Below are 21,111 nucleotides of genomic sequence, written 5' to 3' on the forward strand. Positions count from 1 at the left end.
AGCCGGCCGGTCGGCGGGTCTAGAATACGGGACAACCGTCCTGAAATATGGGAGGCGACGATGAGCGTGACGGTGGCGTTCGACGCGGTGGCCGGCAGCTACGACCAGGCCAGACGGCGCCTGGTGCCGCGCTTCGACGACTTCTACGGCACCGCGGTGGAGGTGGCAGCCGTGCCGCTGCGGGCCGCGCTGGCCGCAGGGCGTACCCCCGAGGTGCTGGACCTGGGCGCGGGCACCGGGCTGCTCTCGCTGCTGCTCACCGCGGCGCTGCCCGGGGTCCGGGTGACCCTGCTCGACGGCGCCCCGCGGATGCTGGCGGTGGCCGCCGACGCGCTGGCCGCCCGGGGCGTGCCGCACCGGACGGTGGTCGCCGACCTGGCCGATCCGCTCCCCGCCGGCCGGTACGACGCGGTGGTCTCCGCCCTGGCCGTCCACCACCTCGACGACGACGGCAAGCGCGCCCTCTACCGGCGCGCCGCCGCGGCGCTGACGCCCGGCGGGGTGTTCGTCAACGCCGAACAGGTCGCCGGCCCGACCCCCGGCCTAGACCGCCGCTACGACGAGGTCTGGGTGGCCCAGGCCACCGCGCTCGGGTCCGACGACGCGGAACTGGCCGCCGCCCGGGAGCGGATGCGGCACGACCGGCCGGCGCCGGTGGCGGCGCAGTGCCGGTGGCTCGCCGAGGCCGGGCTGGTCGACGTGGACTGCTTCTTCAAGGCGTGGCGGTTCGCCGTCTTCGGCGGCACCCGCCCGCCCGCCTGACCCCACCCCCAAGTCCCCGCACTTTCACAGAAGGAGTGGCTATCCGAGGCGGAATGGCCACTCCTTCTCTGAAAGTGCGCTCAGGGGGGGCGGTTTGGGTGGTTCGTCGGCTGGTGGGAGGTGGGATGACTGGTGGTCATACCAGAGGGTAGTCTCAGCGGCATGACTGCCAAGGTGACGCTGTCGTTCTCCGACGAGACGATCGAGGAGGCACGCCGGTTCGCCAAGCGCGAGGGGCTGTCGCTCTCCGCGTGGATGGACCAGGCGGCCCGGGAGAAGGCGCTGCGCGAGGTCTTCACCGCGCACGCCGCCGCGGTCGGCCGGGCGGGGCTCGACCTGGAGACCGCCGCGCTGGCCGACGCCCGGGAGGTCGGCATGGTCGACGACGCGCTCTTCGGCGGACGTCCGCGTGCTGCGTAGGGGCGAGATCTGGCGGATCGAGGGCGCCCGGGAACGGCTCGGGCTGGTGATCAGCACCGACGTCTACAACTCCACCGACGTGCCGATCGTGATGGTGGCCGAGGTGGTCGAGACGGCGCTGCTGCGGGACTCCCCGCTCGCCGTGCCGATGGGCGGCTACGTGGTGATGCCCGATCGGCTCTCCTCGCCGATGAAGAAGTGGTTCACCGAGTGCGTCGACGTCGCCGACACCGAGACCATGCAGCGGGTGGGGCGGGCGCTGCGCATCCTCCAGCAGCTCTGACCGCCTCACCACCGCCCGTCGGCTGACGTGCGATCTCCGTTTCCGGAACGACCCGCGACAGGCACCGTCGGGTAACCGGCCGTTCCTAACCTCCTGGATGTCACATCGACCAGGAGGAGCCGCCGTGAGCACGCTCGCCCCCACGACAACAGCCCCCGCCGACCCCACGGCCGCCGCCGGGCGCCGGCACCGGATCGACGACTGGCGCCCCGAGGACCCCACGTTCTGGCGTACGACCGGGGCGCCGATCGCCCGCCGCAACCTCTGGGTGTCGATCTTCGCCGAGCACATCGGCTTCTCCGTGTGGAGCCTCTGGTCGGTCACCGTGCTCTTCCTCGGTCCCGCGTACGGCATCGACCCGGCGGGGAAGTTCCTGCTCACCGCCGTGCCGGCCGCGCTCGGCGCGGTGCTGCGGCTGCCCTACACGCTGGCGGTGGCCCGCTTCGGCGGCCGGAACTGGACCATCGTCAGCGCCCTGTTGCTGCTGGTGCCGGCGGTGCCGATGACGGTGCTGCTGGAACCGGGAGTGTCGTACACCACGCTGATGGTGCTGGCCTGCCTCACCGGGGTCGGCGGGGGCAACTTCGCCTCCTCGATGGCGAACATCAACCTCTTCTTCCCGGACCGGCTCAAGGGCCGCGCGCTGGGGCTCAACGCCGGCGGCGGCAACCTCGGCGTGCCGGCGGTGCAGTTGGTCGGGCTCGCCGTGCTGGCCACCGCGGGGGCGGCGTACCCCCGGCTGGTGCCGGCGGTATACCTGCCGCTGATCGTGCTGGCCGCGCTGGCCTCGGCGCGCTGGCTGGACAACCTCCCCAACGCCCACAACGAGCCGGGCGCGCTGCGCGAGGCGGCCCGCCAACCGCACACCTGGGTGATGTCGCTGCTCTACATCGGCACCTTCGGCTCCTTCATCGGCTTCGGCTTCGCCTTCGGGCAGGTGCTCCAGCTCCAGTTCGCCGAGCGTTTTCCGACCCCGGTCGACGCCGCCTGGCTGACCTTCCTCGGCCCGCTGGTCGGGTCGCTGATCCGGCCGCTCGGCGGCCAGTTGGCCGACCGGCTCGGCGGCGCCCGGGTCACCTTCTGGAACTTCGTGGCGATGGCCCTGGGCGCCGGGCTGGTGCTGTACGCGGCCCGGGAGCAGTCGTTCCCGCTCTACCTGACCGGGTTCCTGGCACTCTTCGTCTTCTCCGGGATCGGCAACGGGTCGACGTACAAGATGATCCCGGCGATCTTCCGCGCCAAGGCGGCGGCCGAGGGGGAGCTGACCGGCGACCCCGAGGCGGCCGAGCGGCGGGCCCGCCGGCTGTCCGGGTCGCTGATCGGCATCGCCGGGGCGGTCGGCGCGTCCGGTGGGGTGCTGGTCAACATCGCCTTCCGGCAGTCGTTCCTGACCTCCGGCAACGCCGACGCGGCGTACCTGGCCTTCATCGGCTGGTACGCGCTCTGCTTCGCCCTGACCTGGGCGGTGTACCTGCGCCCGGGCCCGCGCCGGCTGGCCGGGGTATGACCTGTACCATCGTCACGTCGCAAGCCACGCTGGGTGACCCCCCGTTTTGACCTGCCGACGGGGCGCCGGGTATCGTTGCCTGCTGTTGTACGACATCCAGAGGCGTGCCGCATCAGGTACGCTTGGTCGTTCGTGCGCGCCTGGTCACCTCGGCGCGCGACCCCAGACCGACGACGAGACAAGGTAGACCTGTGCGTACGTACAGCCCGAAGCCGGGTGAGATCGAGCGTCAGTGGCACGTTATCGACGCCTCTGATGTCGTGCTGGGCCGCCTGGCCACCCACGCCGCCACGCTGCTGCGCGGCAAGCACAAGCCGACTTTCGCGCCGCACGTCGACACGGGCGACTTCGTCGTCATCGTGAACGCGGGCAAGGTTGCGCTGACCGGCAACAAGCGTCAGACCAAGATTGCCTACCGCCACTCCGGTTACCCGGGTGGTCTGAAGCAGGTCGGCTACGACGAGCTGCTGACCAAGCGTCCCGAGCGGGCCATCGAGCTGGCCGTGAAGGGCATGCTCCCGCACAACAAGCTCGGTCGTCAGCTCATCAAGAAGCTGAAGGTCTACGCCGGTGCCGAGCACCCGCACGGCGCGCAGCAGCCGGTGCCGTTCGAGATCAAGCAGATCGCGCAGTGAGCGCGGGCGAAGGAAGCAGCATGACCGACATCACCGAGACCGAGGTCGCCCCCGAGGCCACCGAGGCGCCGGCGCCCGTCGCCCGCGCGCCTCGTGGTGACCGCCCGATCCAGACCGTGGGTCGGCGCAAGGAGGCCATCGTCCGGGTGCGCATCGTCCCCGGCAGCGGCAAGATCACCTGCAACGGCCGGGACCTCGAGGCCTACTTCCCGAGCAAGGTGCACCAGCAGCTCATCAAGGACCCGCTGGTCACCGCCGAGAAGCCCGAGGCGTTCGACGTCATCGCCAACCTGCGTGGCGGCGGCACCACCGGCCAGGCCGGTGCGCTGCGGCTGGCCATCGCCCGGGCGCTGATCGTCAACGAGCCGGACGACCGCCCGGCCCTGAAGAAGGCCGGCTTCCTGACCCGGGACGCCCGGGTCAAGGAGAGCAAGAAGTACGGCCTCAAGAAGGCCCGTAAGGCTCCTCAGTACTCGAAGCGCTGATCATCAGCGACACGTTGTACTTCTGACGGACGGCCGGGATCGCCTCCCCACACGGGAGGTGGCCCGGCCGTTCGCCGTTTCCCCTGGGACCCTTTCATCGGAGGTTGGCGGGTATGGGCCGGTTGTTCGGCACGGACGGCGTACGCGGGCGGGCGAACGCGGATCTCACCCCCGAGTTGGCGCTGGCGGTGGCGGTGGCCGCCGCACACACGCTGGCCGAGTCGGACAAGACGCATCCCCCGCTCGCCGTGGTTGGCCGGGACACCCGGGCCAGCGGCGAGATGCTGGAGGCGGCCGTCGTCGCCGGGCTCACCAGCGCCGGGGCCAACGTGGTCCGGGTCGGCGTGCTGCCGACCCCGGCGGTCGCCTTCCTCACCGCCGAGGCCAAGGCCGACCTGGGCGTGATGCTCTCCGCCTCGCACAACCCGATGCCGGACAACGGGATCAAGCTCTTCGCTGCCGGCGGGCACAAGCTGCCGGACGAGATCGAGATGCGGATCGAGGCGGCCGTCGAGGCGAACGCCACCACCGCCTGGGACCGGCCGATCGGCGCCGGCGTCGGCCGGGTGCACGACCTGCTCGACGGCGCCGACCACTACGTGCAGCACCTGGTCGGCACGGTGCCGCACCGGCTGGACGGGATCAAGGTGGTGGTGGACTGCGCCAACGGCGCCGCCGCCGAGGTGGCCCCGGTGGCGTACCGGGAGGCGGGCGCCGAGGTGATCGCCATCCACGCCGAGCCGGACGGGCTCAACATCAACGACGACTGCGGTTCCAACCACATCGACGGGCTGCGCGCCGCCGTCGTCGAGCACGGCGCCCACCTGGGCATCGCGCACGACGGCGACGCCGACCGGTGCGTCGCGGTGACCGCCGACGGCGATGAGGTCGACGGCGACCAGCTGATGGCGATCCTCGCGCTCGCCATGCGGGAGGCCGGCACGCTCGCCCAGGACACCCTGGTCGCGACCGTGATGAGCAACCTCGGCCTGCGCCTGGCGATGTCCGCGGAGGGCATCCGGCTGATCGAGACCAAGGTCGGCGACCGGTACGTCCTGGAGGAACTGCGCGCCTCCGGCCTGGCCCTCGGCGGCGAGCAGAGCGGTCACATCGTCATGCCGGCGTACGCCACCACGGGCGACGGCGTGCTCACCGGGCTGCACCTGATGTCGCGGCTCGCCGCCACCGGCAAGTCGCTGGCCGAGCTGGCCTCGGTGGTCACGAAGCTGCCGCAGGTGCTGATCAACGTGCCGGTCGGTGACCGCACCGTCGGCGCCGGCGCCCCCGAGGTACGGGCCGAGGTGGAGCGCGCCGAGGCAGAGCTGGGCGAGACCGGCCGGGTGCTGCTGCGCCCGTCCGGCACCGAGCCGCTGGTGCGGGTGATGGTGGAGGCCGCCACCGAGGCGACCGCCCGGAGCGTCGCCGAGCGGATCGCCGAGCACGTACGCGCCGCCAGCCCGACCGCCTGACGGGTCGGCCCGGCCGCGCGCTCAGGGCTCGCGGCCGGGCCCGGCGCCATTCAGAGGCGCTGGGGTCCTCGCCGTCGCCGAGGTGACGTCCTCCACGACGCGACGGTTGCCGCCCCGATGATGTGGGGCGACAACCGCCGTCGAATTGCGTCGCGGAATGTGTGCCGGCTCAGTACCTGGTGCCCATGGGCTCGGGGAGGGCGTCGAGTGCCGAACGCGCGTCCGCAGTCAGCGTGATCGAATCCGCGGCCATGTTTTCTTCCACATGGCTGAGCGTCTTCGTGCCCGGAATGGGAACCACGTTGTCGGCGAGCGCCAGTAGCCAGGCGAGCGCCGCCTGCGCAGGTGTCGACCCCATTTCGGAACTGATACGAACAATCCGCCGGGCGATTTCTTGATTTGCGGAAATTGTATCTGGTTGGAAACGTGGCAGGTTGCGCCGGCCGTCCCGGACCGGCAGGTCGGCGGTGCCGGCGAAACGACCGGTGAGGAAACCGCGGCCGAGCGGCGCGAACGGCAAAAAGGTGATCTGTTTCTCGGTGCAGTACGGCAGGACCGAATCCAGCGGCTCACGCGTCCACAGGGACAGCTCGGACTGGACGCTCGCGACCGGGTGGATCTCCTCGGCCCGCCGGATCTCGTCGACCGACACCTCGGACAACCCGATCATCCGGGCCTTGCCCTCGGTCACCAGCTCGGACAGCGTCCCCCAGCTCTCCTCGATCGGAACGGCCGGATCGACGCGGTGCAGCTGGTAGAGGTCGACATGGTCCACCCCCAGCCTGAGCAGGCTCGCCTCGCACGCCGCCCGCAGGTGTTCGGGGCGTCCGTTGCGGTGCACCGCGCGGCTGCCGTCGGCCAGCAGGCCGCCCTTGGTCGCCAGCACGACCTGGTCACGGCGCCCGCGCAGCGCCCGGCCGACCAGGCGTTCGTTGGTGAACGGGCCGTACAGGTCCGCCGTGTCGAGAAGGTTGCAGCCCAGCTCGATCGCCCGGTGGATGACCGCGACGGAATGGTCGTCGTCGCGCCCGTCCTCGTCGTATCCCCAGGACATCCCCATGCAGCCGAGGCCGATGGCTCGTATTTGCGGACCGTCGCCGCCGAGCCGTGCGTAGCGCATCTTCTCCCCCATGCCGAATTGATTGCAATCGGGCTCGGGTCAGCCTATCACCCGACATCATTGGATGCGGGTGTGAGAATGTGACAGGGTATTGACGTCAGCCACTCGTGACGGGGAATGGTCATTTGCGGCCGGGGGAATTCTCACCCGCAGTGGATCTGCGCTGGTGAGCGGCGCGACTGTCGGGTCGGCCGATGTTGTCCGCCGATCGATGCGCCGGGTGTGCCGCGGTGGACCGCGCATACACCTCGGCGGGCCGACCGGAAATGAACAACGGGGGAAAATGGACGGAGCCGAGATGCAGGTGCTGGGGGCCGGATGTGCACGGCCCGCTGAGTTGCGCGCTCCACCTTCCCCGGCGCGGCCGGCCGCCGGCCGTCAGGCGGTGCGGACCCGGCGGAGGAACCGCCCGCCCAGCTCGACCACCTGGTCGGCGGCCAGCTCGGTCGCCGGCCCGGCCACCGTGACCTCGGCCATCGCCAGCCCCGGCACCTCGGTGTCCTGCCAGCCGCCGACGAACCACGCCTTCTCCTCCTCGGCGAGGGCGAGGTTCGCGTCGTTCAGCGCGCCCGCCGGATGCGGCAGCCACAGCCGGAACTGGTGGGTGTGCGGCGGTGCTGGGTACACCCGCGCGCCGGGCAGGCCGGCCAGCGCCGCGGCCACCACCTTCGCGTGCCCGACGTAGCTGGCCAGCCGCGGCAGCTTCCCGTTCAGGCCGGCGAGGGCGGCCAGCGCCGCCGGCCACTGCTGGAAGACGGTGCCGCCGTACCGGTGCCGCCAGGCCCGCGCGTAGCGGACCAGGTCGGCCGGGCCGGCCAGCACGGCGCCGGCGTGGCCGCCGAGGGACTTGTAGAACGAGACGTAGACGCTGTCGGCGAGGGCCGCGATCTCGGCCAGGGACCGACCGAGGTGGACGGTGGACTCCCAGAGCCGGGCACCGTCGAAGTGCACCCCGGCGCCCCGGTCCCGGGCCGCCCCGACCACCGCCACCAGCTCGTCCCAGGTCGGCAGCACGAAACCCGCGTCGCGCAGTGGCAGTTCGAGCAGCAGGCTGCCGACCGGCTCGTCGAGCGCGGCGACCTCCTCGGCGGTCGGGTTGCGCGGGGCCGTCGTGGTGAGCACCGCCCGCAGCCCGCCGAGCACCGCGTACGCGTCCCGTTCGTGCACCAGCGGGTGGCTCAGCGGGTGCAGGCCGATCGCGCTGCGCCCGGTCACCTCGGCGCCGTACCGCATGGCGACCTGCTGGGCCATCGTGCCGGTGGGGAAGAAGGCGGCCGCCTCCGTTCCGAGCAGGTCGGCCACCCGGCGCTCCAGCGCCTCGACCGCGCCGCCCTCGCCGTAGAAGTCCGGCAGCAGCTCGTCGGAGGCGGCGGCGCGGATGGCGTCGAGCTGCTCGACGACCGAGGGCGGCCGGGCCCCGGAGAGCACGGTGTCGCAGCCGCGCAGCGCGGTGAGCCGGCGGACCCGTTCGGTGTACCCGTCGGTCATCGGGCCTCTTTCAGTCGGCGCAGGCGGGTGACCGCATCGGTGAGCACCTCGGGACGCTTGCAGAAGGCGAACCGGACCAGCCGCCGGCCCGCCTCGGGGTCGTCGTAGAAGACCTGGGTGGGCACCGCGACCACGCCGCACCGCTCGGGCAGCGACCGGCAGAACTCCACCCCGTCCCGCCCGCCCAGCGCGGTCACGTCGGCGGTGACGAAGTACGTCCCCTCCGGGGTCAGCGCGTTGAAGCCCGCGTCGGTCAGCCCGGCGACGAGCTGGTCCCGGCGCCGGCGCATGCCCTCCTGGAAGTCGGTGAAGTAGGAGTCCGGCAGGGCCAGCGCCACGGCGACCGCCGGTTGCAGCGGCGCCGCGTTGACGAAGGTGAGGAACTGCTTGACCCGCAGCACCGCCGAGACCAGGGGAGCCGGGCCGCTGGCCCAGCCGACCTTCCAACCGGTGCAGGAGAAGGTCTTGCCCGCCGACGAGATCCGCAGCGTCCGCTCCCGCATCCCGGGCAGGGTGGCCAGGGGCACGTGCGGCGCGGCGGCGTCGGGGAAGACCAGGTGCTCGTACACCTCGTCGGTGACCGCGTACGCGTCGTGCTCCTGGCACAGCTCGGCGACCAGGGCCAGCTCGTCGGGGGTGAACACCTTCCCGGTCGGGTTGTGCGGGGAGTTCAGCAGCACCAGCCGGGTCCGCGGGCCGAACGCGGCGCGCAGCGCCGCCGGGTCGAAGGCGTACCGGCCGTCGTCGCCGGGACGCAGGGTCACCGGCCGCCGGACCGCGCCGGCCAGCGCGATGGAGGCCGCGTACGAGTCGTAGTACGGCTCGAAGCAGACCACCTCGTCGCCGGGCTCGCAGAGGGCGAGGATGCTGGCGGCGATCGCCTCGGTGGCGCCGGCGGTGACCACGATCTCGCCGTCCGGGTCGTACTCCAGCCCGTGGAAGCGGCGCTGGTGGTCGGCGACGGCCCGGCGCAGCGCGGGGATGCCCGGGCCCGGCGGGTACTGGTTCTGCCCGCCGCGCAGCGCCTCGGCCGCCGCCGCCAGCATCTCCGGCGGGCCGTCGCTGTCCGGGAAGCCCTGCCCGAGGTTGACCGCGCCGGTGCGGACGGCCAGCGCGGACATCTCGGCGAAGATCGTGGTGCCGAACGGACGCATCCGGGCCACGAGCGGGTCGACATCTGGCGTCGTCACGCCGGCCAGCCTACGGGCGCGCGGCACCGACCTCAGTGGGCCCCGCAGCTGACCTGGTATCCCGGCTCGCCGGCGTCGGTCACCGGCCGGCGGTCGCCGACCCGGGCGGAGCAGGTGACCCTTCCCTCGTCGGCGTTGTTCCAGGCCATCACCAGCACCCGCTCCGGGTCGTCTGTGCGGATCTGCTGCCGCCAGGGCAGCCGCACGCCTTCGAGCCGGATGAACTCGCCGTTGGCGTCGTAGTACTGGACGTCGCCGCGCCCCTCGCCGGTCACCTCGTACGACACCACGAACCGGCCGCGGCCGGTCGACGGCGTGGCGGCCGCCGTCGCCGGTTCGCTGGGGGTGGGCGGCGTCCAGGTCGGGGCGGCGCTCTCCTCGTCGTAGTCGTCGTCGTAGTACGGGTCCGGGTCGTCGTAGTACGGATCGTCGGCGGTCGGGGTGTACCGCCCGACCAGCGCGCTGCCCACCCCCACGCACCCGCACACGCCCAGGACGAGCACCGCGACGACGGCGATGACGATGCCCACGACCCGCCGTCCCTGAGCCGGGTCGGGTGCCGGCCGGTACCCGGGGTACGCGTAGGGCGGCGGATAGCCGGACGGCGGGTAGGGCGACGGGTACCCGGCCGGGGGCCAGCCGGCGGGCGGCGTACCCGGTCCGACCGGGCCGCCGGGTGCGCCGCCGAGAGCGCCGCCGGGCGCGGCGGGTGGGGCGTGCGGCCCGGCGGGGGGCGTCGCGGGCCGGGGTGCGGCCGGCCGGGCCGCCCAGGGCTCCGGCGCCGTCCAGGGCTGCGGCGCGGCCAGCGGGTCCGGCGGCGTCCAGGTGGACGGCGAGGGGGCCGGTGGGGCGGTCGGGTCGGCCGGGGCGGACCCCGTGCCACCCGTCGGGGTCGACGGCTCGACCGGGGCGGCGGGCGACGGCTCGGAAGCCTGCGGTGCGGGCGGCGACGGCTCGGGCGAGGACGGGTCGGGCGAGGACGGGTCGGACATGGCTGCTCCGGAACGGCGAGGGGGAACGGGACGAACGGGCCGCCCGAGGGACGTGCCGGATCCGCCGAGAGACTGTCGTACCGGGGGCGGGCCCGCAACCCCGTCGGCCCCCGTGGCCCGCACGGACGGCGGGGCAGGGTTGTCCGCAGGACCCCCGTTACCGGCCGATCGCTCAAATTCAGTGATTGTTTAGCCGACTTCCGCGCACGCGTGATGAGCGAAACTGGGTTAGGCTGCGGACCATGTGTGGAATCGTGGGTTACGCCGGCTCGCGCCCGGCGCTCGGCATCGTGCTCGACGGACTGCGGCGGCTGGAGTACCGCGGCTACGACTCGGCCGGCGTGGCGATCGTCTGCGATGACGAACTGCTGACCGAGAAGAAGGCCGGCAAGCTGGCCAACCTGGAGAAGGTGCTCTCCGAGCGCGCCGCCAGCAACCCCGACGACTGCGCCGCCAGCCCGATCGGCATCGGGGACGGCACCACCGGCATCGGGCACACCCGCTGGGCCACCCACGGCGGTCCGACCGACCGCAACGCCCACCCGCACCTGGCCCCCGACGGCCGGGTCGCCGTGATCCACAACGGCATCATCGAGAACTTCGCCAAGCTCCGGGCCGAGCTGGAGGCCGACGGCGTCCAGTTCACCAGCGACACCGACACCGAGTGCGCCGCCCACCTGCTGTCGGCGGCGCTGGCCGACCTGCGCGGGGCCGGCGAGGCCGACAGTCCGCAGCTGCTGGCCTCGGCCATGCGGGTCGTCTGCCGGCGGCTGGAGGGCGCCTTCACCCTGCTGGCCGTCGACGCCGGCATCCCCGGCGCGGTGGTCGGCGCCCGGCGCAACTCGCCGCTGGTCGTCGGTCGCGGCGACGGGGAGAACTACCTGGCCAGCGACGTGGCCGCGTTCATCGAGCACACCCGCGAGGCGGTCGAGCTGGGCCAGGACCAGATCGTCCTGATCACCGGCGACAGCATCGAGATCACCGACTTCGCCGGTCAGCCCGCCACCGGCAAGGACTTCCACATCGACTGGGACTCCTCGGCCGCGGAGAAGGGCGGCTACGACTGGTTCATGCTCAAGGAGATCGAGGAGCAGCCGCAGGCGATCGCCGACACGCTGCTCGGCCGGCTCACCGAGACCGGTGAGATCGCCCTCGACGAGGTCCGCCTCAGCGACCAGGACCTGCGCGACGTCGACAAGATCTTCATCGTGGCCTGTGGCACCTCCTACCACGCCGGCCTGGTCGCCAAGTACGCCATCGAGCACTGGACCCGGATCCCCTGCGAGGTGGAGCTGGCCAGCGAGTTCCGCTACCGCGACCCGGTGCTCGACCGGTCCACGCTGATCGTGGTGATCTCGCAGTCCGGCGAGACCATGGACACCCTGATGGCGCTGCGCCACGCCAAGGAGCAGAAGGCCCGCGTGCTGGCCATCTGCAACACCAACGGCTCCACCATCCCGCGCGAGTCCGACGCCGTGCTCTACACGCACGGCGGCCCGGAGATCGCCGTCGCCTCCACCAAGGCGTTCCTCACCCAGGTCGTGGCCTGCTACCTGATCGGCCTGCACCTGGCCCAGGTGCGTGGGATCAAGTTCGCCGACGAGGTGGGCGCGGTCGTCGCCCAGCTCCAGGAGATGCCGGGCAAGCTGCGCGAGCTGCTCGACCGGATCGAGCCGGTCCGCGAGCTGGCCCGCGACCTGAAGTCCGAGCCGACCATCCTCTTCATCGGCCGGCACGTCGGCTACCCGGTGGCCCTGGAGGGTGCGCTCAAGCTCAAGGAGCTCGCGTACATGCACGCCGAGGGCTTCGCCGCCGGCGAGCTGAAGCACGGCCCGATCTCGCTCATCGACAAGGGCACCCCGGTGATCTGCGTGGTGCCGTCGCCGGTCGGCCGGGGCATGCTGCACGACAAGGTCGTCTCCAACATCCAGGAGGTCCGTGCCCGGGGCGCCCGGACCATCGTGATCGCCGAGGAGGGCGACGAGGCGGTCGTCCGCTACGCCGACCACCTGATCTACGTGCCGCGTACGCCGACCCTGCTGGCCCCGCTGGTCACCACCGTGCCGCTGCAGGTGCTCGCCGCTGAGATCGCCGCGGCCCGGGGACACGACGTGGACCAGCCGCGCAACCTGGCGAAGTCGGTCACCGTGGAGTGACCTGACGCCAGCGTCCACCGGACCCCGCCCGCCGTGACCACGGCCGGCGGGGTCCGCTCGTTCCGCCCGCCCGGCCGTGGTCCGGCCGACCCGGACGGTTGAGGCCGCCCGGCGGGACGACCGACGGCACGGGTGGAGCCGCTCACCGGCCGAGCACGATCCGGGCCATCCCGTCCAGCGCCGGGTTGCCGGCCTCCCAGTAACCGGTGTGGCCGTACCGGCCGCTGGGAAAGGTGCGCCCGCCGAAGCCCGGGTCGCTGGGGTCGTGGCCGAACCACAGCTCGTGGTCGTCGGGGCGGAGCAGCGACACCGCCGTGGCCAGCGGCGACGCCGCCAGGACCGCCCGGCCGGTGAGCTGCCCGGGCGGCTCGACCAGCCGGATCACGTCGTCCGGCGCGGTGCTCGCCCAGACCCGCTCCGGTGGCAGGCCCAGCGCCTCGGCCCGGTCCACCCCGACTCCCGGCGAGCCCACGAAGACCAGGGCGTCCGCGTCGAGACCGTGGTCCCGGGCGGCGGCGCCCACCACCAGCGACCCGTAGCTGTGCCCCAGCACCGTCTGCCGGGCCGGCGGGCCCTCGTGGGTCTCGCGCAGCCCCTCCTGGAAGCGGTGCAGCGCCGGCCCGGCGTCCCCGGCCTGGCTGGACCGGGCCGCCTCGGGCAGGAAGTCCGGCGCGTCGTAGTCCAGCCAGAGCACCGCCGCCGTCTCCCGCCCCGGCGCGAGGCCGGCGCAGCGGGACAGCACCCGACCGGCCCGGCCCAGCTCGGCCGGGGCGTCGGCGAGGTCGGCGGTCATCCCCGGCACGTAGGTCAGCACCCGGTCGGCGCGGTCCGGGTTGCCGAGCGCCACGATCGCCCGCCCGTCCCCGGTCGGATCCAGCCCCAGCAGGTACGACCGGGGCGGCCCCGCCGCCAGCCGCCCGGCGAGCCCGTCGAGGCCGGCCAGCCCCGCGTCCAGGCGGCGCAGCCCGGCCCGCTCCGCCAGGCCGGGGGCCGCCCGCCCCAGCAACTCCCGCCGCGCGGCGAGCAGTGCCTCCCGCCGGTCGTCGAGCAGCAGCCGGTTGGCCTGGTCCCGGGCGGCGACCGGCACCCCGTCGAGCCGCCCGACCCGGCCCGGCTCGTGCCGCACCAGCCAGCGGCGCTGGGCCGGGGTGAGCCCCGCCCACCAGGCCCGGACGGTCGCCGGGTCGGCGTCGGCCGGTGGACGGCCCGGTGGCGGCGGGTCGGCCCAGCCGGCGCGCGCCGCCCCGCTCAGCTCGTCCAGTCGGATGGCCGCCTCCCGGTCCGCCGCGTCGGCCAGCGCCAGCGCGTCCCGCAGCGCGGTGGCCACCTGGTCCAGCGCCAGCGGTCCGGCTGCCGCGTCGACGTCGGCGCCCGGCATCGCGGCCGAACCCGACCCGGTCCGCCCGCCGGGCAGGGACCGGCCGCCCGGCGGTGCGCCCGAGCGGAGCCCGGCGCCGGGCAGGACACCGGCCTCCGGGCCGGCCCAGGTCGGCGCGCTGGGCGGAGCCGTGCTGACCCGGCCGTGGCGGTCGACGAGCACGCCGGTGCGGTCGGCTAGCGCCACCGCCTCCGCCAGCCGGGCCTTCGCCACCCGGAGCCGGCCGGCGAACTCGGCCAGCACCTGGTCGGCCTCGATCAGGGCGGGCAGCAGCGCGGTCAGCTCGCCCCGGAGCACGCCGAGCCGCCCGTCGGCCGCCCCGGCGGCCCCACCCGACCAGGCCGCGCGCAGCGTCGTCGCGCGCTCGTTCAGCGCCGCCCGGCGGCGCCGCACCGGGTCGGCCAGCCCGCGCCAGGCCGCCCCGGCCGCACCCCACCTGCCGGGCGCGGCCCGCCAGAGCTGCGCGTACCCGGTCATCGGGGCAGCCCGGCGAGCCGGCCGGCCGCCCGGTCGTCGGCCGCGTCGTACCCGTCGGCCGCCGCGCGCAGCGCGGATCCGGCCTCCGCCACCCGGGCGGCGAGCGCGCCGTGCCAGTCGTGCACCGCGGACTCCAGCCGGGTCAGCGCGGCCGCCGCCCGCCACTCGGCCGCCGCCACCACCAGCCCCGGCACGCCGACCAGCCCGTGCGCCAGCGCGTACGCCTCGTCGGCGAGCCCGCCCGCCACCTCGCGCAGCACCGCGGCCCGCACCTGCACCGGCTCCCCGTCCACCCGCGCCCCCTCCGTCAGCACCACGTCGACGCTAGGCAGCGGCACCGGTCACCGGGGGGCCTGTGGACGGCGGACGGTGGTCGTACCCGAGGGTTTTCCACAGGCGTTGCCCACAGCCGAGCAGGCAGCTAATCTGCCGCCCTTCCCGCCGGTAGGGTGAGCGTCGTGATCGTCGCGGTCGGCATCGACGTCGTGCTGGTGGACCGGTTCGCCCGGGCGCTGGCCCGCACGCCGCTGCTCGCCGACCGGCTCTTCACCGAGGCGGAGCGATACACCCGCTCCGGCAACCCGCGCTCCCCGGAGTCGATGGCCGCCCGGTTCGCCGCCAAGGAGGCGGTCGCCAAGGCCCTGGGCGCCCCGGCCGGCCTGAGCTGGCACGACTGCGAGATCGTGCCGGACCCGGACGGCCGGCCCTGGCTCACCGTCTCCGGCACCGTGGCCGCCGCCGCGGTGGAGCGCGGGATCAACCGCTGGCATCTCTCGCTGTCGCACGACGGCGGGATCGCCTCGGCCATGGTGGTCGCGGAACGCTGATCGGCCGGGCGGGCCCCCGGGCCGGCCCGCGAGGTGACAGACGGGACGGTGTGGCATGAAACCGGTGTGGCGGGTCGCGGACGTGCGCGCGGCGGAGGCCGGCCTGATGGCCACCCTCCCGCCCGGGACGCTGATGAAGCGGGCCGCGGCCGGGCTGGCCCGGCGTTGCGCGCTGCTCCTCGCCGACCGGGGCGGGGTGTACGGCGCGCGGGTCCTGCTGCTGGTCGGCACCGGCGACAACGGCGGTGACGCGCTCTACGCCGGGGCGCTGCTGGCCCGGCGCGGGGTGGCCGTGTCGGCGCTGCTGCTGACCCCCGGCCGGGCGCACGCCGAGGGGGTGGCGGCGCTGCGCGCCGCCGGCGGGCGGCTGGTCGACCGGCCCCCGGCCCTGGTCGACCTGGTGCTCGACGGCATCGTCGGGATCGGCGGAACCGGCGGGCTGCGGGAGACCGCCGAGCAGCTCGCGGCCAGCCTGGTCCGGTACTGCGGGCGCGACGGCGCGCGGGCGACCGTGGTCGCGGTGGACGTGCCGAGCGGGGTGGCGGTGGACACCGGCCACGTGCCGCTGACCGCCGCCGGCCGGCACAGCGCGGTGCGGGCCGACGTGACGGTGGCCTTCGGCGCGCTCAAGCCCGCCCTGGTGGTCGGGCCGGCCGCCGCCCTCGCCGGGCAGGTGGAGCTGGTCGACATCGGGCTGGAGCCGTGGCTGCGCGGGTCACCGGCGCTGCGGGTGACCGAGTGGTCGGACATGGTCGAGTGGTGGCCCCGGCTGGGCCCGGCCACGGAGAAGTACAGCCGGGGCGTGGTCGGGGTGGCGACCGGGTCGGCCACGTACCCGGGCGCGGCGGTGCTCTCGGTGGGTGGCGCCCTGGCCGGGCCGACCGGCATGGTCCGCTACGCCGGCGGGGCCCGCGCGGAGGTGCTGCACCAGCACCCGTCGGTGATCGCCACCGGGCGGGTCGCCGACGCCGGCCGGGTCCAGGCCTGGGTCTGCGGCTCGGGGCTGGGCACCGGCGAGGACGCCGCCGGCGAGCTGCGCGCGGTGCTCTCCGCGCCGGTGCCGGCGGTGCTCGACGCGGACGCGCTCACCCTGCTGGTGGACGGCTCGCTCGCCGACCGGCTGCGCAACCGGGACGCCCCGATCGTGGTCACCCCGCACGACCGCGAGTTCACCCGGCTCTGCGGGGAGGAGCCGGGGGCCGACCGGGTCTCCGCCGCGCTGCGGCTGGCCGCCTGGATGAACGCGACGGTCCTGCTCAAGGGGGACCGCACGGTGATCGGCACGCCGGACGGCCGGGCGTACGTCAACCCGACCGGCACCTCCGCGCTGGCCACCGGGGGCACCGGGGACGTGCTGGCCGGGCTACTCGGCTCGCTGCTCGCCGCCGGGCTGGCCCCGGAGCGGGCGGCGGCGACGGCCGCGTACCTGCACGGGCTGGCCGGACGGGAGGCGGCCCGGGGTGGGCCGGCGACCGCGTCCGACGTGGCGGCCGCCCTGCGCCCGGTGCTGGCCCCGCTGGTGGACTGAGCCGCGGTCGCGCTCCCCGGCGTGGCGCGGGTCGCCGACGCGGGCGGGAGCGCGGTCGTGTGATCACCGGCGCAAGTAGGCTGGGCGTATGTGGCAGGCCGAGGTACGCGTCGATCTCGACGCGATCCGTGACAACGTGGCCCGGCTCCGGTCGGGCACGAGCGCCGAGCTGATGGCGGTGGTGAAGGGCGACGGGTACGGCCACGGCATGGTCCCGTCGGCCCGGGCCGCGCTCGACGCCGGGGCGGACTGGCTCGGGGTCTGCACGCTGGACGAGGCGCTGACCCTGCGCCGGGCCGGGATCACCGCGCCGGTGCTGGCCTGGCTGCTCGCCCCCGGGCTGCCGCTGCACGAGGGCGTCGCGGCCGGGGTCGACCTGGGCGCCGCCAGCCTGCCGCAGCTGGACGAGATGATCGAGGCGAGCCGCCGGGCGGACCGCCCGGCCCGGCTGCACCTGAAGATCGACACCGGGCTGTCCCGGGGCGGGGCCACCGTCGCCGACTGGCCGACCCTGCTGGAGGCCGCCGCGAAGGCCCAGGCCGACGGCCTGGTCGAGGTGGTCGGCGTGTGGAGCCACTTCGTGTACGCGGACCTGCCCGGCCACCCCACCACGGACCGCCAGCTGGCGGTCTTCCACGAGGGGCTGGCCATGGTCGAGCGGGCCGGGCTGCGCCCGCGCTACCGGCACCTGGCCAACTCGGCGGCCACGCTGACCCGCCCGGACACCCACTTCGACCTGGTCCGCCCGGGGATCGCCGGCTACGGCCTCTCGCCGGTGGCGGGGGAGCGCTTCGGGCTGCGTCCGGCGATGACCGGCCGGGCCCGGGTGATGCTGACCAAGCGGGTGCCCGAGGGCACCGGCGTCTCCTACGGTCACACCTACACCACCGGGCGGGAGGCGAACCTGGCCGTGGTGCCGCTCGGCTATGCCGACGGGGTGCCCCGGCACGCCTCCAACGTCGGGCCGGTGCAGCTCGGCGGGAAGCGGCGCACCATCTCCGGGCGGGTCTGCATGGACCAGTTCGTGCTCGACTGCGGCGAGGACGCGGTGGCCGCCGGGGACGTCGCCACCCTCTTCGGCAGCGGCGCGGACGGCGAGCCCACCGCCGACGACTGGGCCGAGGCGGTCGGCACCATCAACTACGAGATCGTCACCCGTTTCGGCAGCAGCCGGGTGCCCCGGGTCTACGACGGCGAGCGGCCGTGAGCGCGAGGAGTGAGCCGGGTTTGCGAGCCCCGCAGTCGCGAATCAAGGTAGCGCCGTGAGCCAGCGCTTTCGCATCCCCCGGCCGCGCACCGCCGCCGGCAAGGTCGCCGGCGTGGTCGGGGCCGCGGTCGGCGTCGCCGCCGCAGGGCTCGCCGCGGGCGTGGTGAGCGAGCGCGCCCTGGTCCGCCGGCTCAAGGCCGACCCCACCGACCGGTACGCGCACGAGGTCTTCGGCGAGCAGCGGTACGACGACGCGTTCCGGCTGGAGCTGCCGGACGGCACCGACATCCACGTCGAGGTGGTCGAGCCGACCCGTCCGGCGCCGGGGCGGCCGACCGTGGTGCTGGTGCACGGCTTCTGCCTGGACATGGGGACGTTCCATTTCCAGCGCAAGCTGCTCGCCGAGCGGGGCGAGCACCGGATCGTGGCGTACGACCAGCCCGGTCACGGCCGCTCCGGGCGGCTGGAGAGCGGCGAGTACGACCTCGCCGCGCTGGGCCGCACCCTGCGCCGGGTGATCGACCGGACCGCCCCGGAGGGGCCGCTGGTGCTGGTCGGCCACTCGATGGGCGGAATGACCATCATGGCCTTCGCCGAGCTGTACCCGGAGATGTTCGGCGACCGGGTGGTCGGCACGGTGCTGATGGCCACCTCGGGCGGTCTGCTCGCGGAGACCAAGCTGGTGGCCCCGGCGCTGATCGGCCGGGTCGGCGCGCCGGTGCTCTACATGATGAGCAACGCCACCCGGTACGGCGGGACGGTCATCGACCGGGCCCGGAAGTCGACCTCCAACGTCGCCTGGCTGCTGACCCGCAAGTACGGCTTCGGCACCCGCAAGCCCAGCCCGGCCCTGGTCTCCTATGTGGAGGAGATGAACTCGCGGACGTCCGCCGACACGGTCACCCGCTACCTGCGTACCCTCGCCACGCACTCGCGCTTCCCGGCGCTGGCCGCGCTCAGCGGCACGCCGGTGCTGGTCGTGGTCGGTGACAAGGACATGATCACGCCGGTGACCCACTCGGAGGAGATCGTGCGCCGGCTGCCGCACGCCCGGTACATCAAGGTCAACGACAGCGGGCACGTGGTGATGCTGGAACACGCCGACGAGGTCGACAAGGCGCTCTGGGACTTCCTGGAGGGGCTGTGACGCTGACCGTCACGCTGCCGACGGTCGAGGACACCCACGCGTTCGGCCGCCGGCTGGCCGGGGTGCTGCGCGCCGGCGACCTGCTGCTGCTCACCGGCCCGCTGGGCGCCGGCAAGACCGCGCTGACCCAGGGCATCGGCGCCGGGCTGGGGGTGCTCGGCGCCATCACCTCGCCGACCTTCGTGATCGCCCGGGTGCACCGGCCGGACCCGGCCCGGGGCGGCACGGTGGCCCTGGTGCACGCCGACGCGTACCGGCTGGGCGACGCGGCCGACCCGCGGGCCGAGATCGACGACCTGGACCTGGACGCCTCGGTGGACGACTCGGTGACCGTGGTCGAGTGGGGCGAGGGACTGGTCGAACAGCTGGTCGACGCCCACCTGCGGGTACGCCTCGACCGGCGGGAGGACGACACCCGGCTGGTCGAGCTGGAGCCGGTCGGGGGCGACTGGGCGCGGCGTCTGGCAGCCCTGCGCTGAGGGCTGTCGTACCAGCTGCCTAGAGTGCCGGCACAGACTGCGAAAGGTTGCCGATGCCCGACGACACCCCCGCCCTGGACCTGCTGGCGCTCCTGCCGGAGGAGTGGCGTGCCGTGCTCACCCCGCACCTCGACCCGGCCCGCACCGCGGCGCTGGTCGAATTCGTCGCCCGTGAGTACGCCACCCAGACCGTCTTCCCGCCGGTGGAGGACCTCTTCTCCGCCTACCGGCTGTGCGGGCCGGAGCAGTGCCGGGTGCTGATCCTCGGGCAGGACCCCTACCACCGGGCCGGGCAGGCGCACGGGCTCAGTTTCAGCGTCCGGGACGGGGTGACGGTGCCGCCGTCCCTGCGCAACGTCTTCAAGGAACTGGGCGAGGACCTCGGCGTGCCGAAGCCACGCAGCGGCAACCTCAACGGCTGGGCGGCGCAGGGCGTGCTGCTGCTCAACGCGGTGCTGACCGTCCGCCAGGCCACTCCCGGCTCGCACGGCAACCAGGGGTGGGAGGAGTTCACCGACGCCACCATCCGGGCGCTCGACGCGATGGAGCAGCGGGTGGTCTTTCTGCTCTGGGGCGGCTACGCCCGCAAGAAGGCGGCCCTGGTCACCAACCCGCAGCACGTGGTGCTGGAGGCCGGGCACCCCAGCCCGATGAACCCACGCGGCTTCCTCGGCAGCCGCCCGTTCAGCGCCGCGAACAAGGCGCTCGCCGACGCCGGTCTGCCCACCGTCGACTGGGAGCGCTCAGCCGGCTGACCCGGCCGTCCGCTGGCGGTGGCGACGCAGCAGTTCGGCGGCGCGGGGGTCGGTGAGCTCCACCGCGACCAGCGGCACCACCCGGTAGCTCCGGTCCCCGTGCCGCACCTCGATCGCCTCCGGCAGTTCTTCGCACATCTGCGCGCGGAGCTGGCCGTACCGGGTCTGCCAGCGGTGCTCGCCGGGCTCCTCCGGTTCCAGGCGGAGCCCGCCGAACTCGCTCCACCGGGCGTTCCACCGTTGTCCGTAGGCCGCGTCCAGCCAGGCGGTGAAGCGGGCCGAGTCACGCCAGCGAACGGCAATCTCGACCGCGTCGGTTGGCACCGGGGCGCCCTGGAGCAGCGCCGCGGTACTGCCGGTCAGCAGATGGGGTAGCTCGCTCAGCCGGTCCAGGATTCGGTCCAGCCCCAGCTCATCGACCCGCTGGGCGAGTGGCCGGGCGGCCAGGGCGTCCATCCGGGCGTCGAGGTGGCAGTCCAGTGGCTCGACGGCGACGGTGAGCTGGAGATCGAACGCGGCGAGGAGTCGCTCGATCAGCGGGACGCTGGGTACCCGCTCACCCCGTTCGACGCGCGCCACCGCCCCCTGGCTCACCCCGGCCAGGTCAGCCAGCTCCTGCTGCGTCAGCGACCGTGCGCCCCGCTCCCGACGCAGGATGGCGGCGATCTGGGTGGCGAGACGACTACTCTCAGGCATCCACGGATGATGGCCTAACGGCAGTGAGCGATATGCCTGTCAGTCATATTTATGCCTCACAGGCATATCGCTCACTGCGGGGTGCGGGGGGCTGACGTTACCTTCCGTGA

At 74.1% G+C, this 21,111-nt stretch carries 21 protein-coding genes; 14 read left to right on the plus strand and 7 right to left on the minus strand.

The genetic code is table 11. The features are described from left to right. Positions 1-60: 60 nt before the first annotated feature. The 7 genes from KBX37_RS08575 to glmM all read left to right on the plus strand — a co-directional run bounded on the left by KBX37_RS08575 (position 61) and on the right by glmM (position 5,561). Positions 61-762, plus strand: a complete 702-nt coding sequence (locus KBX37_RS08575) for a class I SAM-dependent methyltransferase (protein WP_210775383.1) — start codon at positions 61-63, stop codon at positions 760-762. Between the two features lie 162 nt (positions 763-924). Further along, on the plus strand, positions 925-1,182 hold the full coding sequence (locus tag KBX37_RS08580; protein WP_154941856.1) for a DUF6364 family protein: 258 nt from the start codon (positions 925-927) through the stop codon (positions 1,180-1,182). Continuing rightward, the gene (locus tag KBX37_RS08585) at positions 1,172-1,465 is read left to right on the plus strand and encodes a type II toxin-antitoxin system PemK/MazF family toxin (protein ID WP_088960296.1); all 294 of its coding nucleotides are present in this window, start codon (positions 1,172-1,174) and stop codon (positions 1,463-1,465) included. The genes KBX37_RS08580 and KBX37_RS08585 overlap by 11 nt, the downstream gene beginning before the upstream one ends. A gap of 124 nt (positions 1,466-1,589) precedes the next feature. After that, the gene (locus KBX37_RS08590) at positions 1,590-2,972 is read left to right on the plus strand and encodes a nitrate/nitrite transporter (RefSeq protein WP_374103701.1); all 1,383 of its coding nucleotides are present in this window, start codon (positions 1,590-1,592) and stop codon (positions 2,970-2,972) included. A 191-nt stretch (positions 2,973-3,163) separates the two neighbouring features. Next, on the plus strand, positions 3,164-3,607 hold the full coding sequence (gene rplM, locus KBX37_RS08595) for a 50S ribosomal protein L13 (protein WP_154941857.1): 444 nt from the start codon (positions 3,164-3,166) through the stop codon (positions 3,605-3,607). Positions 3,608-3,627: 20 nt separating this feature from the next. After that, positions 3,628-4,092: a 30S ribosomal protein S9 gene (gene rpsI / locus KBX37_RS08600; RefSeq protein WP_088998399.1), complete on the plus strand. Its 465-nt coding sequence runs from the start codon at positions 3,628-3,630 to the stop codon at positions 4,090-4,092. Between the two features lie 113 nt (positions 4,093-4,205). After that, positions 4,206-5,561, plus strand: coding sequence for a phosphoglucosamine mutase (gene glmM / locus KBX37_RS08605; protein WP_210775385.1), 1,356 nt, complete (start codon positions 4,206-4,208; stop codon positions 5,559-5,561). 169 nt (positions 5,562-5,730) lie between these two features. On the opposite strand, the gene KBX37_RS08610 is transcribed toward glmM, so the two are convergent. The 4 genes from KBX37_RS08610 to KBX37_RS08625 all read right to left on the minus strand — a co-directional run bounded on the left by KBX37_RS08610 (position 5,731) and on the right by KBX37_RS08625 (position 10,351). Further along, on the minus strand, positions 5,731-6,693 hold the full coding sequence (locus KBX37_RS08610; RefSeq protein ID WP_247657449.1) for an aldo/keto reductase: 963 nt from the start codon (positions 6,691-6,693) through the stop codon (positions 5,731-5,733). A 366-nt stretch (positions 6,694-7,059) separates the two neighbouring features. Next, positions 7,060-8,169: a low specificity L-threonine aldolase gene (locus KBX37_RS08615; protein WP_210775386.1), complete on the minus strand. Its 1,110-nt coding sequence runs from the start codon at positions 8,167-8,169 to the stop codon at positions 7,060-7,062. Then, the gene (locus KBX37_RS08620) at positions 8,166-9,359 is read right to left on the minus strand and encodes a pyridoxal phosphate-dependent aminotransferase (RefSeq protein ID WP_210775387.1); all 1,194 of its coding nucleotides are present in this window, start codon (positions 9,357-9,359) and stop codon (positions 8,166-8,168) included. The genes KBX37_RS08615 and KBX37_RS08620 overlap by 4 nt, the downstream gene beginning before the upstream one ends. Before the next feature lie 32 nt (positions 9,360-9,391). Continuing rightward, entirely contained in the window at positions 9,392-10,351 is a 960-nt protein-coding gene (locus KBX37_RS08625; protein WP_210775388.1) for an MmpS family transport accessory protein, read from the minus strand. Positions 10,352-10,593: 242 nt separating this feature from the next. Here KBX37_RS08625 and glmS point away from each other — a divergent pair, with 242 nt between their 5' ends. Next, entirely contained in the window at positions 10,594-12,507 is a 1,914-nt protein-coding gene (glmS, locus tag KBX37_RS08630; protein WP_210775389.1) for a glutamine--fructose-6-phosphate transaminase (isomerizing), read from the plus strand. Between the two features lie 142 nt (positions 12,508-12,649). On the opposite strand, the gene KBX37_RS08635 is transcribed toward glmS, so the two are convergent. After that, positions 12,650-14,362 carry an alpha/beta hydrolase gene (locus KBX37_RS08635; RefSeq protein ID WP_210775390.1) on the minus strand — a complete coding sequence of 571 codons (1,713 nt, stop codon included), beginning with the start codon at positions 14,360-14,362 and terminating at the stop codon, positions 12,650-12,652. Next, positions 14,359-14,676 carry a hypothetical protein gene (locus KBX37_RS08640; protein WP_307849004.1) on the minus strand — a complete coding sequence of 106 codons (318 nt, stop codon included), beginning with the start codon at positions 14,674-14,676 and terminating at the stop codon, positions 14,359-14,361. The genes KBX37_RS08635 and KBX37_RS08640 overlap by 4 nt, the downstream gene beginning before the upstream one ends. Positions 14,677-14,820: 144 nt before the next feature. Between KBX37_RS08640 and KBX37_RS08645 the strand changes: the two genes are divergently transcribed. The 6 genes from KBX37_RS08645 (at position 14,821) to ung (ending at position 20,305) form a co-directional block, all read left to right on the plus strand. Continuing rightward, on the plus strand, positions 14,821-15,189 hold the full coding sequence (locus KBX37_RS08645; RefSeq protein ID WP_088960309.1) for a holo-ACP synthase: 369 nt from the start codon (positions 14,821-14,823) through the stop codon (positions 15,187-15,189). 55 nt (positions 15,190-15,244) lie between these two features. Further along, a complete protein-coding gene (locus tag KBX37_RS08650) occupies positions 15,245-16,717 on the plus strand; it encodes an NAD(P)H-hydrate dehydratase (protein WP_210775391.1) in 1,473 nt (490 codons plus the stop codon). An 88-nt stretch (positions 16,718-16,805) separates the two neighbouring features. Then, entirely contained in the window at positions 16,806-17,924 is a 1,119-nt protein-coding gene (gene alr, locus KBX37_RS08655; RefSeq protein WP_210775392.1) for an alanine racemase, read from the plus strand. Positions 17,925-17,979: 55 nt separating this feature from the next. Further along, a complete protein-coding gene (locus tag KBX37_RS08660) occupies positions 17,980-19,071 on the plus strand; it encodes an alpha/beta fold hydrolase (RefSeq protein ID WP_210775393.1) in 1,092 nt (363 codons plus the stop codon). Next, positions 19,068-19,550, plus strand: a complete 483-nt coding sequence (tsaE, locus tag KBX37_RS08665) for a tRNA (adenosine(37)-N6)-threonylcarbamoyltransferase complex ATPase subunit type 1 TsaE (protein WP_210775394.1) — start codon at positions 19,068-19,070, stop codon at positions 19,548-19,550. Before KBX37_RS08660 ends, tsaE begins: the two co-directional genes overlap by 4 nt. 53 nt (positions 19,551-19,603) lie before the next feature. Next, positions 19,604-20,305 carry a uracil-DNA glycosylase gene (gene ung, locus KBX37_RS08670; RefSeq protein ID WP_210775395.1) on the plus strand — a complete coding sequence of 234 codons (702 nt, stop codon included), beginning with the start codon at positions 19,604-19,606 and terminating at the stop codon, positions 20,303-20,305. Here ung and KBX37_RS08675 read toward each other — a convergent pair. Continuing rightward, positions 20,294-21,001 carry a helix-turn-helix domain-containing protein gene (locus tag KBX37_RS08675; RefSeq protein WP_210775396.1) on the minus strand — a complete coding sequence of 236 codons (708 nt, stop codon included), beginning with the start codon at positions 20,999-21,001 and terminating at the stop codon, positions 20,294-20,296. The two genes, ung and KBX37_RS08675, sit on opposite strands and share 12 nt — an antisense overlap. Between the last annotated feature and the right edge of the window lie 110 nt (positions 21,002-21,111).

Source organism: Micromonospora sp. U56 (assembly GCF_018070095.1).
Taxonomy (GTDB): domain Bacteria; phylum Actinomycetota; class Actinomycetes; order Mycobacteriales; family Micromonosporaceae; genus Micromonospora; species Micromonospora purpureochromogenes.

Coding starts and splice junctions, on each gene's coding strand:
- glmS (WP_210775389.1), top strand. CDS start 10,594: ATGTGTGGAATCGTGGGTTACGCCGGCTCGCGCCCGGCGCTCGGCATC.
- KBX37_RS08675 (WP_210775396.1), bottom strand. CDS start 21,001: ATGCCTGAGAGTAGTCGTCTCGCCACCCAGATCGCCGCCATCCTGCGT.
- KBX37_RS08650 (WP_210775391.1), top strand. CDS start 15,245: ATGAAACCGGTGTGGCGGGTCGCGGACGTGCGCGCGGCGGAGGCCGGC.
- alr (WP_210775392.1), top strand. CDS start 16,806: ATGTGGCAGGCCGAGGTACGCGTCGATCTCGACGCGATCCGTGACAAC.
- KBX37_RS08575 (WP_210775383.1), top strand. CDS start 61: ATGAGCGTGACGGTGGCGTTCGACGCGGTGGCCGGCAGCTACGACCAG.
- KBX37_RS08610 (WP_247657449.1), bottom strand. CDS start 6,693: ATGGGGGAGAAGATGCGCTACGCACGGCTCGGCGGCGACGGTCCGCAA.
- rpsI (WP_088998399.1), top strand. CDS start 3,628: ATGACCGACATCACCGAGACCGAGGTCGCCCCCGAGGCCACCGAGGCG.
- KBX37_RS08615 (WP_210775386.1), bottom strand. CDS start 8,169: ATGACCGACGGGTACACCGAACGGGTCCGCCGGCTCACCGCGCTGCGC.
- ung (WP_210775395.1), top strand. CDS start 19,604: ATGCCCGACGACACCCCCGCCCTGGACCTGCTGGCGCTCCTGCCGGAG.
- glmM (WP_210775385.1), top strand. CDS start 4,206: ATGGGCCGGTTGTTCGGCACGGACGGCGTACGCGGGCGGGCGAACGCG.
- KBX37_RS08580 (WP_154941856.1), top strand. CDS start 925: ATGACTGCCAAGGTGACGCTGTCGTTCTCCGACGAGACGATCGAGGAG.
- KBX37_RS08625 (WP_210775388.1), bottom strand. CDS start 10,351: ATGTCCGACCCGTCCTCGCCCGACCCGTCCTCGCCCGAGCCGTCGCCG.
- KBX37_RS08635 (WP_210775390.1), bottom strand. CDS start 14,362: ATGACCGGGTACGCGCAGCTCTGGCGGGCCGCGCCCGGCAGGTGGGGT.